6 protein-coding genes are annotated in these 13,149 nt (G+C 72.4%); 5 read left to right on the top strand and 1 reads right to left on the bottom strand.

Annotated features, from left to right (window positions below):
• The 5 genes from ACFW2E_RS26755 to fxsT form a co-directional block, all read left to right on the top strand.
• The coding region (locus ACFW2E_RS26755) for an SAV_2336 N-terminal domain-related protein (RefSeq protein WP_384469619.1) at nucleotides 1–3,286 on the top strand (3,286 nt) is incomplete at its 5' end.
• Between the two features lie 43 nt (nucleotides 3,287–3,329).
• A complete protein-coding gene (fxsA, locus tag ACFW2E_RS26750; protein ID WP_384469618.1) occupies nucleotides 3,330–3,527 on the top strand; it encodes an FxSxx-COOH cyclophane-containing RiPP peptide in 198 nt (65 codons plus the stop codon).
• A gap of 229 nt (nucleotides 3,528–3,756) precedes the next feature.
• Nucleotides 3,757–4,947 (top strand): FxsB family cyclophane-forming radical SAM/SPASM peptide maturase, encoded by a 1,191-nt coding sequence (locus ACFW2E_RS26745; protein ID WP_384469617.1) that lies wholly within the window; start codon nucleotides 3,757–3,759, stop codon nucleotides 4,945–4,947.
• Nucleotides 4,944–6,389 carry an aKG-HExxH-type peptide beta-hydroxylase gene (locus ACFW2E_RS26740; RefSeq protein WP_384469616.1) on the top strand — a complete coding sequence of 482 codons (1,446 nt, stop codon included), beginning with the start codon at nucleotides 4,944–4,946 and terminating at the stop codon, nucleotides 6,387–6,389. The genes ACFW2E_RS26745 and ACFW2E_RS26740 overlap by 4 nt, the downstream gene beginning before the upstream one ends.
• A 132-nt stretch (nucleotides 6,390–6,521) precedes the next feature.
• On the top strand, nucleotides 6,522–9,533 hold the full coding sequence (gene fxsT, locus ACFW2E_RS26735) for an FxSxx-COOH system tetratricopeptide repeat protein (RefSeq protein ID WP_384469615.1): 3,012 nt from the start codon (nucleotides 6,522–6,524) through the stop codon (nucleotides 9,531–9,533).
• Between the two features lie 256 nt (nucleotides 9,534–9,789).
• Here fxsT and ACFW2E_RS26730 read toward each other — a convergent pair.
• Nucleotides 9,790–13,149, bottom strand: a 3,360-nt coding sequence (locus tag ACFW2E_RS26730) for a multifunctional oxoglutarate decarboxylase/oxoglutarate dehydrogenase thiamine pyrophosphate-binding subunit/dihydrolipoyllysine-residue succinyltransferase subunit (protein ID WP_384469614.1), incomplete at its 5' end; no start/stop codon positions are given.

Raw genomic sequence — 13,149 nt, 5'->3', positions numbered from 1 at the left:
ACTCGTGAGGCGGTTGCGGGAGATCGGTCTCGACCCGGACGCCGAAGCGCTGAGCGACGCGCTGTGGCTCGCGCGGTGGGCCCGGCCGGCGGCCCCCGCCGGGGCCGGCGAGCGACCGACGGCCACCCCGGGCGGACGACTCCGCCAAGGGGGCCCCGAGCCCCCGCTCGGCGGCCGCACGGCCGCACCGGTCCCGGAGGGCGGCGAGCGCACGCCCGGTCCGGAACCGCTGCCCGCCGCCGTAGGGCCCGACCGGCGGGTGAGCCTGTACCCGCTGCCGCACAGCGGCGTTCCGCACACCCGTGGGCCGGGCCGGGCCACCGGACTGCCCATCGGCGTGCCCGCCGCGCCCGTCCTGCCCGCCCCGCTCGAACTCCAGCGCGCGTTACGGCCGTTGCAGGCATACCGGAGTGCCGCACCACCACTGCGCACGGAACTGGACGAGACGGCGACGGCCGAACTCAGCGCCCGGGCCGGCGGTCTGATCCTGCCCGTCCGGCGGGCCGTGATCCGGGGGGACGCCCGGCTGCAACTGGTGATGGACGCCTCCTCCTCGATGCGCGTGTGGGACCGCATGTTCGCCGAACTCGAGCAGGTCTTCGGCCAGTTGGGGGCCTTCTGGGACATCCAGGTCAGCCATCTGCACCAGGGTCCGGACGGCGAACCGGCCGTCAGCCGCAGCCCCGAGCCGCAGGCCGCGCCGCTGCACTCCGCCGACCGGCTCAGCGACCCGACCGGCCGCCGGATCACCCTCCTGGTCAGCGACTGCGCCGGCCCGCTGTGGCGCAGCGGCCACGCCCACCGGCTGCTGCACCACCTCGCCCGGCAGGCCCCGGTCGCCGTCCTCCAGCCGCTGCCCCAGCGCATGTGGAACCGGACCCGGCTCCCGGTGTCGTACGGCGAACTGACCCGCGGCGAGACTCTGGGCGGCGCCGCCGCGCTCCGGGTGCGCACGCCCGCCGGGCCGGCCGCCGAGGCCCGCAGGGGCGAGCTGCCGGTGCCCGTGCTGCCGCCGGAACCGGTGGCCCTCGGGGCCTGGGCGCGGCTGCTGTCCGGGGCCGGGGCAGGGCCCGTGGCCGGCGCGGTGGGCTGGGTTCGCGCGGATCAGCGGGCCGCTCACGCGGCCCGCCCCGGCCGCCGGCCCTCCGCGCTCGAACTGGTCAGCAGATTCCGCTCCACCGCCTCCCCGGCCGCCGGACGGCTGGCCGCCTACCTCGCCGCGGCCCCGCTGTGCCTGCCCGTGATGCAGCTGGTGCAGCGCACCATGATGCCCGGCTCCGGCCCCTCCGAACTCGCCGAGGTCCTGCTCAGCGGCCTGGTCTCGCGGGCCGTGGAGGATCACGCGACGGACGGCGTGCCCTGGTACGAGTTCGCCCCGGGAGTGCGGGAGTCACTGCTGTCGCCGCTCGGGCGGGACGAGGCCATCCTCGTGCTCAAACACTGCTCCGAGTACATCGAGCAGCGGTACGGCAAGAGCGGACCGAACTTTCCCGCCCTCGCCCTGGCCCAGCTCGGCGACGGCGGGGACACCGGTGCGGGGCGCCCGTACGCGGCCGGCGCCGGATACCCGGTGGGCAACGGTGACAACGGCACCGCGACCCTCGTCCCGCAGCCGTTCGCCGAGGTCGCCGCGCAGGTGCTGGAGCGGTTCATGCCGCTGCCCGAGCACTTCGCCCTGTACGGCAGCCGCGAGCGAGAGGATCCGGCCGAGGACCGCCCGGCGCACCCGGCGGTCACCCGCGCCCGCGGCCTGGTGGAGCGGTTCGACCGCGAGGGCATGGTGCAGGACCTCATCGACGCCGTTCAGCTGCTGCGCGGCGCCACCGAGCACGAGGTGCCCGTGGGCCGGGACTTCGAACTGTGGGCCGAGTACGCCCACTGTGTGCTGCGGCTGTGGGAGATGCAGGGCGGCGCGGAACTGCTGCGGGAGGCGGAGTCGGCCGCCGACCTGGCGGTCTCGCACCCCCGTGCCGTACGTCAGCGAGCCGTGCTGGCGAGGGTGTTGCGAGCCGCCGCGACCGACCGCAGGCGCCACGGCGACCAGCGCGGCGCCCTCGACCTGCTGCGCCGCGCCGACCGCGAGTACGCGGTCGCCTGCGGGGCTCCCGACCTGGACGAGACGGAGGCGCTGCGGCTCACCCTCGAGCGGGTGGGCGCCCTGGAGGCCCAGTGGCGGCTCGGCGGGGACAGCGCGCTGCTGCAGAGCGCGGTCGGCATGCTGGAGGCGTTCGCCGACGTCTGGCCCGACATCCGCCGGCGCCCCTCCGAACTCTCCCTCGCCCACGGCCGCGTCCTGCTGTGGCTGTCCGGTACGACCGCCGACGGCGAACAGGCCCGCCGGTACGCCCAGCAGAGCGCGCGGTCCCTGCGCGACGCGCTCGACGGCGAACGGGAGAGCACCGTGCCCTCCCGCGTGCGTGTCCTGCTCGACCTGGTGGACGCTCTCCTGGCCGCGGGCGACGCGCTCGACGAGGCCCGGGACCGCGTGGACGAGGCGCTGCGGGACACCCGGGAAGGGGGCCCGCGAGCCGCCCTGCTGACGCGTGCCGGGCGCATCGGCGTGGCCCGGTACGAGGACAGCCGTGATCTCCGTGAACTCCAGTCCGCGGCCGGGTACTTCGAGGAGGCCGCGCACCGCATGCCCCGCGACGCCTCGGCCCACGCCGACGTGCTCGCGGAATGGGGGGAAGTGCTGCTGCGCCGGGCCGGGCTGGACACCGCAAGCCGTTCCCAGGAGCCCCTGTCGCGGGCGATACGCGTCCTGCGGGACTGCCGTACGGAGACGCCGGTGGGCAGTCCCGCGCTGGCCGGCCGTCTCCTGCTGCTCGGCCGCGCCCTGATGCTGCGCTACTACGCCCGCGGCGACCGCGTCGACCTGCGCGAGGCCGAGTACCTCCTCGGTCTCGCGGCGGCCGGGGCCGACGATCCACTGCTGGCCGCGCGGTGCTGGCTGGAGGTGGGCCAGGTCCAGTTCGAGGCGTACCGGAGTCTGGGGCGCCCGGCGCGCCTGGACGAGGCGGTCGACGCCTTCCGGGCCGCCGCCGAGGCCGCGCGGGAGGCCGGGGAGGCGGCGGAAACCGATGGCCGTCGGCAGCAGGCGGTCGAACTGGGTGCGCAGGCACTGCACTTGCGGGGTATGTCCTACGAGGCGGCCGCCCGCCCACGGGCCGCCCGCGAGGCCTACCGCTCGGCCCGCGCGGAGTGGTCGAAGCTGCCGCCGGGCAGCCTGGGTACGGGCACTCCGACGGCCCAGGACACGGCGGACCGCCTGGCGGAACTGGAGTGACGACGGGACGACGGAACCCCACGGGGACGCGAAGGGGAACGGGATGAGCCGAACGGACGAACACGCCGAACAGCCGCCGGGCGCCACGGATCCGGCGGAGCCGCTGCCGGACCTGACGGAACTCGCCCTGGCCGAGTTGCGCACGGTCCGGCACCCGGTGCTGCGCGAGGTGCTGGCCGAACTGCGCGAGCGCTCGAGGAGGCCCAGCGAGACGCTCTGGGGGTGGAACAACTCGTTCTGATGCCTCGGTCGCGAGACCGCGTTCCGACGGTTGCCGGGCTTCGTTCCCGGGCATCCTCCCCGGACTTCGTTCCGAAGGTCCCGTAGCGCGTGCCGCTGCGCCGTTTCGGTCGCGTTGCCCAGTGAATCGGCCAGTGTGGACGGCGCGACGTTTGAGACGTTCGCCGAGGCGGCAAGCGGTATCCGGAGAGCCGGGCCATGACACGGACGTACCGCATGGGGGTGTTGGCGTGTCCGCAGAGGTTGTGCTCGACGCGAAGCCCGGACACGCCGTTCCGTTCCGGCAGTTCGTCGTCAAGATGCACGGCCGCTGCAACCTCGCCTGCAGCTACTGCTACCTCTACGAGGGCCCGGACCGGACCTGGCGCACCCGTCCGGCCGCCGCGTCCGCCGAGGTCCTGGACCGCACGGCGTCCCGTATCGCCGAACACGCCCGCGCCCATGACCTGAGTGTGCTCTCCCTCGTCCTGCACGGTGGGGAGCCGCTGCTGGCGGGCGCGGAGACACTCGGCCGGTTCGCCGCCCTGGTCCGCGACCGGGTCCCGGCCGGCTGCGCGGTCCGCGCCACCGTCCAGACCAACGCCACCCTGCTGACCGTGAAGCGCCTGGCCGTCCTGGCCCGCCACGGGGTAGGCGTCGGCATCAGCCTCGACGGAGGCGTCGCGGCCCTCAACTCACGACGCGTCGACCACGCCGGCCGACCCTCCTGGCCCGCCGCCGCCCGGGGAGCGCGTCTGGTCGCCGAGCGCTTCCCGGAGTCGTACGCCGGAATCCTCGCGGTCGTGGACCCCGCGCAGGACCCGGTGCTGATGTACGACTCCCTGCTCGCCCTCGGGCCGCCGGCCCTGGACCTGCTGCTGCCGCACGGCAACTGGTCGGCGCCACCGCCCCACTGGGAGGCCACGGGCGCGGTGTACGGCGACTGGCTGTGCGCCGTCTTCGACCGCTGGTGGGAGTCCGGGCGGCGGACGACGCGGGTCCGGCTGTTCGAGGAGTGCATCGCGCTGCTGCTGGGCCTTCCGGCGGCGACCGAATCGCTGGGGCTCGCCCCTTTCGACGCCGTGGTCGTCGAGACGGACGGATCGATCGAGCAGGTGGACTCGCTGAAGTCCGCCTACGAGGGCGCGGCCCGCACCGGGCTGGACGTCTTCCGGCACGACTTCGACGAGGCCCTGCGGCATCCCGGGGTGGGCGCCCGGCAGGCGGCCGCGACCGCGCTCGCCGGCGGATGCCGGGCCTGCCCGCTGCTGGCGGTCTGCGGCGGCGGCCACTACGCCCACCGCTACCGGGCGGGGAGCGGGTTCCGCAACCCGTCCGTGTACTGCGCCGACCTGCAGCGGTTCATCCGTCATGTGGCCGCGCGGGTCGCCGGGAACGTTCTCGGCACCGTCCCGGTCCCTCCCGAAAGGAGCATGCCGTGACGCTCTCCGCCGTCCCGGGTCGTGCCCTCGACGAACTCGGCCGCACCGAGGGCAGCCCCGACACGCTGGCGCTCCTGACGCGCGACCAGGACACCCGGCGGCTGCTCCTGCTGCGCGCCCTCCTCGACGCGGCGGACGCCGCCGTGCTGCCGGCCGCGGCGAGGACCCGGCTGTTCGACGACTGGGCGCTGCTGACGGAGGCGGACCGGGCACTGCCGGCCGGCCGGACCCCCGCCGATCCAGCCGGCCACCGCGGGGCGTCCCCCGCGCGCACCCGGCTCCTCTACCCGCTGGCCGGACCGTGGGCGCTGCGCTGTCTGCGCGGCCTGGACCGGGCGGACGGCCCGCCGTCCCCGGACGGGTCACGTGAACTGGCGCGGTCCCTGGCCCACTTCAGCGCGCTCGCCGCGGTGTCCGCGGCGCGTGCGGGGATCCCCTTCACGATTCGGCTCACCGCGCACGACGGGGTGCTCGTCCTTCCGTCGCTCGGCAGTCTGCACACCGCGACGCGCGGCGACACAACGGTCGAGATGGTCTCCCGGGAAGGCCGGCTGGTCCTGCGCCAGCGCGACGCGGCGGACGCCGTCGTGTTCCCGGAGAGCGGGTTCGGAGCCTGGTCCGGGACGCTCGCGTGGACCCCGGCGCACGCACTTCCCGGGCTGACCGGCGAGGCCGGGCCCGTACCCCTGGACGACCTCGACCCGTATCGCGTGGCCCGCGGCGAGCCCCGGCACCCGACACAGAGCGGTCCCACGACCCTGGACGACGCGGAACGCAAACGCTGGCTGCAGGTCTGGTCGGGCACGGCGGCGGCCCTGCGGGCGGGCGGCGCCCACCGGCTGACGGAGGCGCTGGCGCTGCTGCGCTGCCTGGTGCCCCTGGAGATGCCGCCGGGTGACGGCCGGGGCGGCAGCAGCGCGACCAGGCGCGAGGCCTTCGGCGCCCTGCTGAGCAGCCTCCCGCCCACGCCGGTGGCCTTCGCCGCCATGCTCGTCCACGAACTGCAGCACACCAAACTCGGCGCCCTCGGCGATATGGTGACGCTTCATCAGTCAGGATCCGAGGCACGCTACTTCGCTCCCTGGCGGCCCGATCCGCGCCCGTACGACGGTCTGCTGCACGGCGCCTACGCGCACCTGGCCCTGGCTGACTTCTTCCAGCGCCGGGCGCTCGCCGGGGACGGCGCGCACACGGAGTCCGCCTGGGCCCAGCACGCCCGCTACCGGGCCCAGGTCGGCGCCGTGCTGCCCGCGCTCGTCGGCTCGCCGCAGCTCACCGTGGAGGGCCGCCGGTTCGTCGACCAGATGGTCGTCGCCCACGAGCGCATGGCCGCGCACCCGGCGCCCCGCGGCCATGTCGCCCGCGCGGAGGCGTACCTGAAGGCGGCGCGCACCCTGTGGTGGCAGCGGCAGTCCTCGGCAGTCCCGCGTCCGAAAGAGTGAAGATGCCCGTCGGGCACCGCACACTGCGGCAAGATCCGTCGAGCCGAGGTGACGTTCGCGGGTGCGCCGCACTTACCAGCGATGCGCCGAGGTTCTAGGATTTTTCGGGACTAACGCGCAGGAGGCCACTGCATGTCTGGAGCTCGTACGCCGGTCGGGTCGACCGCGGGGGAGGCGGCGAAACAGACCGTCACGATCAGCTTCGCCGGGTTCAACCGGGCCTGGGCGGCGTGGATCGGGGACCGGCTGGAGCGTCGGGGCCTGCGTGTGGTGTTCCAGCGCTGGGACTCTCCGGCGGAGACGCCGCTGGTGGATCTGCTGCGTGACCTGAAACTGGCCGAGGGCCGGATCCTCGTCATCGTCAGCGAGTGGTACTTCCAACTGGGTCCGCGCACCCACGAGGAATGGAACGCGGCACTGCGCGAGGTCGTGGCCCCCGACCCCTCGCGGTTCGCCGCCGTGTCGCTCACCACGGCCCCGGTGCCGTCCGCCACGGCCGTACTGGCCGCCACCGGCCTGATCAACCTGGGTGCCGAGGAGGCCGAACGCCGACTGCTGGAGCGGCTGGACCTGCCCGCCGACCCGCTGCCGGAATCCGCCGACGGCGCACGGCGCGGCCCCCGCTTCCCGGCCACGATGCCCGAGGTGTGGGGCGGCGTTCCGCGCCGCAACACCCGCTTCACCGGCCGCGAGCGCATCCTCAACGAGGCCTACCACCAGCTGACGACCGCCGAACCGGGCGCTGGCGTGGTGACCTTCCACGGGATGTCCGGCGTGGGCAAGACCCAGCTCGCCGCCGAGTACGTCTACCGCTTCGGCTCCGAGTACGACGTCGTCTGGTGGGTCAACGCCGAGAAGCGCGTCACCTATCGGCGCGGCCTCGCCGAACTCGCCCCGAAGCTGGGACTGCAGACCGGCCAGGAGTACGGCGAGCGGCTGCGCGCGGTCCGGGACTCGCTGCGGCGCGGCGACCCGTACGCGCGCTGGCTGCTGATCCTCGACGGCGCGGACGAACCCGACCAGGTCTGGGACCTGGTGCCGACGGGTCCGGGCCATGTGATCGTCACCTCGCGCAACCCGGAGTGGAGCGAGCACAACAGCATGCTGCTGGAGGTGCCGGTCTACGACCGCGACGAGTCCGTGGCCTTCATCCGGCGCCGGGCCCCACGGCTGACCGAGGCGGAGGCGGACCAGCTCGCCGAGGCGCTCGAGGACCTGCCACTGCTCCTCGACCAGACGGCCGGCTGGCTGAACGACTCCGACCTGTCCGTCGACGACTACATCGCCCTGCTGGAGGGCGGCATCGATCAGGACGTGGTGAAGGTGTCGGCGGACTTCCCGCTCGCCTTCCAGACCGCCTGGTCGATACTGCTGAACAAGCTCCGCGAGACCGTCCCCGAGTCGGTCGACCTGCTGCGGCTGTGCACCTTCTTCGCGCCCGGCTTCATCCCCGTACGCCTGCTGAAGGAGATGCCGAGCGACGACCTGCCCGAACAGGTCGCCGGTCTGCTCAACGATCCGCTGCTGTGGAACAAGGCGATCAACCAGCTGCGCCAGTACTCGGTGGTCCGGCTGGAGTCCCACGAGATCGGCGGCGACGAGACGTCCTCCTCGGGCGAGGCCCTCTACCTGCACCGCATGGTCCACCAGATCGTCCACGACGACATGCCGGACGCGGACCGGGCCGAGTTCATCGACGTCGTACGGCGGGCCCTGGCCGCGGCGGACCCGCGCAGGCCCACCGACACCCGCCTGTGGCCGGGCTACGCCGAGATCGTGCCGCACCTGAAGTACGCGGACGTCCTGCAGAGCAAGGACCCCGGCGTCCAGTCGATGGTGCTCAACTGCCTGCGCTACATGTACTTCTCGGGCGAGTACGTGGCCGGCATCAAGCTCGGCGAGCGCGCGATGGCGGCCTGGCGGTCGCTGCTCGGCGAAAGCCATCCGAGGATCTGGGAGCTGTCCTTCCACTACGTCAACGTGCTGCGGGCCGCCGGTGAGTACGAGCGCACGGAGGTCCTCAACCGCGCGGCCGTCGAGCACCTGCGCGAGGAGCGGGGCGCGGACGACCTGGAGCACCTGCGCGCGGCCAGCGGCCTCGCCGCCGACCTGCGCGGCCTGGGGCGCTACGAGGAGTCGCTGGAACTGTGCCGGTGGATCCTGGCCGCCTACCAGGAGCTCCTCGGCGAACAGGACTCCCGCACTCTGAACGCGCAGAACAACGTCGCCGTCTCGCTACGGCTGCTCGGCGACTACGCGGGGGCGCTGAAACTCGACCAGCAGGTGATGGAGTCACGCAGAGCGCTGCTGCGGGGGCGGCACCCGTGGACGCTGAAATCCCAGATCTCGTACGCCATCGACCTGCGGCTGCTGGGCCGGTACACCGAGGCGGAGTCGAACCAGACGCAGAGCCTACGAGAGAACCGGCTCGTGATGGGCGAGAACAACCCGCAGACCCTCAACGCCGAGTACAACCTGGCGCTGTGCCACTACCGCAGCGGTGAGCGCGCGCGGGCCGGGGAACTGCTCGTTCGTGTCCTGGAACGCGGTGAGCGGGTGATGGGCGAGACCCACCCGTGGACCCTCATGTTCGCCTGCGCCCAGAGCTGCTTCGCCCGGGAGAACGGCGACATCGACGACGCACGGGCACTCAGTGAGGCCATCGTCGCCCGGTACGAGACCTTGCTCGCCGACACCCATCCCTTCGTGGCCGGAGCGCGCGCGAACCAGGCGCTGATCCTGCGCAACGTCGGCGAACGCGAGCACGCGCACGTCCTCATCGAGCAGGCGCTGGCCGGCATGACCCAAGCCGTGGGGGAGAACCACCCCTGGACCCTGGGCTGCGCCATCAACGCGTCCGCCCTGCGCAACCTCGTCGGTGACACCGAGTCCGCGGTGTCGCTCAGCAAGGACACGGTCACCCGCGCGGCCGAGGCTCTGGGCCGTACGCATCCCCTCACCCTGTCGGCACGCATCGCGTACGCGGCCGACCTGCGCGGCATGCGCGACCGCCGGCAGGCGGAGAAGACCGAACAGGAAGCCCTCACCGACCTGGAGGCGACGCTCGGCAGGCAGCACGCCCACACCATCTCGGCCCGTTCACGCAACCGTCCGTACTGGGACTTCGAACCACAGACCAGCTGACGCGGCCGGGTGTCGGCTTCTCCCACCGCATGGCGCCCGGCGAACCCGACGGGCCGGGCGCCCGAAGGACCGCTTCGCGTTCCGACGTGCGTCCACCCCGCGGCGGACCACCTTGGGCCGCGGTCACGCAGGCCGTGGACCCGGCCCGCGGCACGCGTGCGTGAAACGGCGGGAGGAAGAGCCGGATGCGGCCGGGACAGGCCGAAGGGCCCGGCCCCAACCCTGGGACCGGACCCTTCGTGGTGATGCGGGGAACCTACGCCTCGAACACCTCACGCACCAGCTGCTCCTGCTCCGCCTGGTGGCGCTTCGCGGAGCCCACCGCCGGGGACGAGCCGTGCGGGCGGGAGATGCGGCGCAGACGCTCGCCGTGCGGGACGTCCGGGCCGACCGCCAGGTCCAGGTGGTCGATCAGGTTGAGCGCGATGAACGGCCAGGCACCCTGGTTCGCCGGCTCCTCCTGGGCCCACAGGTACTTCTCGGCGTTCGGGTACTTGTTGACCTCCGCCTGGAGCTCGGCACCCGGCAGCGGGTACAGGCGCTCGATGCGGATGATCGCCGTGTCCGTCACACCGCGCTTCTGACGCTCGGCCTCCAGGTCGTAGTAGACCTTGCCGGCGCAGAAGACGACCTTGCGGACCGCGGCCGGGTCCACCGACGCGTCGCCGATGACCGGGCGGAACTCGCCGGTGGTGAACTCCTCCGCCTTCGAGGCCGCCGCCTTGAGGCGCAGCATCGACTTCGGGGTGAAGACGACCAGCGGCTTGTGGTGCGGGTTGTGCACCTGCCACCGCAGGAGGTGGAAGTAGTTCGACGGGAGCGTGGGCATCGCGACCGTCATGTTGTTCTGGGCGCAGATCTGGAGGAAGCGCTCCGGGCGGGCGGACGAGTGGTCCGGGCCCTGGCCCTCGTAGCCGTGCGGGAGGAGCAGGGTGACGCCGGACGTCTGGCCCCACTTCTGCTCCGCCGACGAGATGAACTCGTCCACGACCGTCTGGGCGCCGTTGACGAAGTCACCGAACTGGGCCTCCCACATCACGAGCGCGTCGGGGCGGGCCAGCGAGTAGCCGTACTCGAAGCCCATCGCCGCGTACTCGGACAGCAGGGAGTTGTAGACGTTCAGGCGGGCCTGGTCCTCGGACAGGTAGAGGAGCGGGGTGAAGTCCTCGCCCGTCTCGCGGTCGATGATCACCGCGTGGCGCTGGCCGAAGGTGCCGCGCTGGGAGTCCTGGCCCGCCAGACGGACCGGGGTGCCCTCCAGGAGCAGCGAACCGACGGCCAGGGTCTCGCCCATGCCCCAGTCGATCGTGCCGTCCTCGACCATGGCCGCCCGGCGCTGCAGCTGCGGCAGCAGACGCGGGTGGACGGTGATGTGGTCGGGGATGTTGACCTGGGACTCGGCGATCCGCTTGACGACCTCGGCGGAGACGGCCGTCGGCACCGCGATCGGGAAGCCGTCCTGCGGCTCCTGGGCGGTCGAGGGGAGCGGCTGGGAGGTGGCCTCGCGGACCTCGGTGAAGACCTTCTCCAGCTGGCCCTGGTAGTCCTGCAGGGCCTGCTCGGCCTCTTCCAGGGTGATGTCGCCGCGACCGATGAGGGACTCGGTGTAGAGCTTGCGCACCGAGCGCTTCTTGTCGATCAGGTCGTACATCAGCGGCTGGGTGAAGGCCGGGTTGTCCGACTCGTTGTGACCGCGGCGGCGGTAGCAGATGAGGTCGATCACCACGTCCTTGTTGAACGCCTGGCGGAACTCGAAGGCGAGCCGCGCGACGCGCACGACGGCCTCCGGGTCGTCGCCGTTCACGTGGAAGATCGGGGCCTCGATCATGCGGGCCACGTCCGTCGCGTACATGGAGGAACGCGAGGACTCGGGGGCCGCGGTGAAGCCGACCTGGTTGTTGATGACGATGTGGACCGTGCCGCCGGTGCGGTAGCCGCGCAGCTGCGACATGTTCAGGGTCTCGGCCACCACGCCCTGGCCCGCGAAGGCCGCGTCGCCGTGGATCGCCACCGGCAGGACCGTGAAGTCCGTGCCGCCCTTGTTGATGATGTCCTGCTTGGCGCGGGCGACGCCCTCCAGGACCGGGTCGACGGCCTCCAGGTGGGAGGGGTTCGCGACCAGGGAGACCTTGATCTGCTCGCCGTCCAGGCCCGTGAAGGTGCCCTCGGCGCCCAGGTGGTACTTCACGTCGCCGGAGCCGTGCATCGACTTCGGGTCGAGGTTGCCCTCGAACTCGCGGAAGATCTGCGCGTACGACTTGCCGACGATGTTGGCCAGCACGTTCAGGCGGCCGCGGTGGGCCATGCCGATGACGACCTCGTCCAGACGGGACTCCGCCGCCGAGTCGAGGACCGCGTCGAGCAGCGGGATGACCGACTCGCCGCCCTCGAGGGAGAAGCGCTTCTGGCCGACGTACTTCGTCTGCAGGAAGGTCTCGAAGGCCTCCGCCGCGTTCAGGCGGCGCAGGATGCGCAGCTGCTCCTCGCGCTCCGGCTTGGAGTGCGGGCGCTCGACGCGGTCCTGGATCCACTTGCGCTGCTTGGGGTCCTGGATGTGCATGAACTCGATGCCGGTGGTGCGGCAGTACGAGTCGCGGAGCACGCCGAGGATGTCGCGCAGCTTCATCATCGACTTGCCGGCGAAGCCGCCGACGGCGAACTCGCGCTCCAGGTCCCACAGCGTGAGGCCGTGCTCGACGATGTCGAGGTCGGGGTGCTTGCGCTGGCGGTACTCCAGCGGGTCGGTGTCGGCCATGACGTGGCCGCGGACCCGGTAGGAGTGGATCAGCTCGAAGACGCGGGCGGCCTTGGTGACGTCGTCGTCGTGCGAGGCGTCGATGTCCTTGAGCCAGCGGACCGGCTCGTAGGGGATGCGCAGCGACTCGAAGATGGCGTCGTAGAAGCCGTTCTCGCCGAGCAGCAGGTTGGCGACCTGGCGGAGGAACTCGCCGGACGCGGCGCCCTGGATCACCCGGTGGTCGTAGGTCGACGTGAGCGTCATGACCTTCGAGATGCCGAGCTTGTTCAGGGTGTCCTGGCTGGTGCCCTGGAACTCCGCCGGGTAGTCCATGGAGCCGACGCCCATGATCACGGACTGGCCGGGCATCAGGCGCGGGACGGAGTGGACGGTGCCGAGGCCGCCGGGGTTGGTCAGGGAGACCGTGACGCCGGTGAAGTCGTCCATCGTCAGCTTGCCGTCGCGGGCGCGGCGGACGATGTCCTCGTAGGCCTGCCAGAACTCGAAGAAGTTCAGGGTCTCGGCCTTCTTGATGGCGGCCACGACGAGCTGGCGGTCGCCGTTGGGCTTCACCAGGTCGATGGCCAGGCCGAGGTTGACGTGCGCGGGCTTGACGAGGGTCGGCTTGCCGTCCTTCTCGCCGAAGGACCAGTTCATCGACGGCATGGCCTTGATGGCCTGGACCATCGCGAAGCCGATGAGGTGCGTGAAGGAGATCTTCCCGCCGCGCGCCCGCTTCAGGTGGTTGTTGATGACGATGCGGTTGTCGAACAGCAGCTTCACCGGGACCGCGCGGACCGAGGTGGCGGTCGGCAGCTCCAGGGAGGCGTTCATGTTCTTGGCGACCGCCGCGGAGGGGCCGCGCAGCGTCACGTACTC

The organism is Streptomyces sp. NPDC058964 (genome assembly GCF_042741275.1).
In the GTDB taxonomy this organism is placed as follows: domain Bacteria; phylum Actinomycetota; class Actinomycetes; order Streptomycetales; family Streptomycetaceae; genus Streptomyces.
Note: the sequence above shows the minus strand (reverse complement) of the source record. Positions and strands in the feature narration are given on the sequence as shown.

Excerpts from the sequence above, each read along its gene's own strand:
- fxsA (WP_384469618.1), top strand. The coding sequence starts at position 3,330 with ATGAGCCGAACGGACGAACACGCCGAACAGCCGCCGGGCGCCACGGAT.
- fxsT (WP_384469615.1), top strand. The coding sequence starts at position 6,522 with ATGTCTGGAGCTCGTACGCCGGTCGGGTCGACCGCGGGGGAGGCGGCG.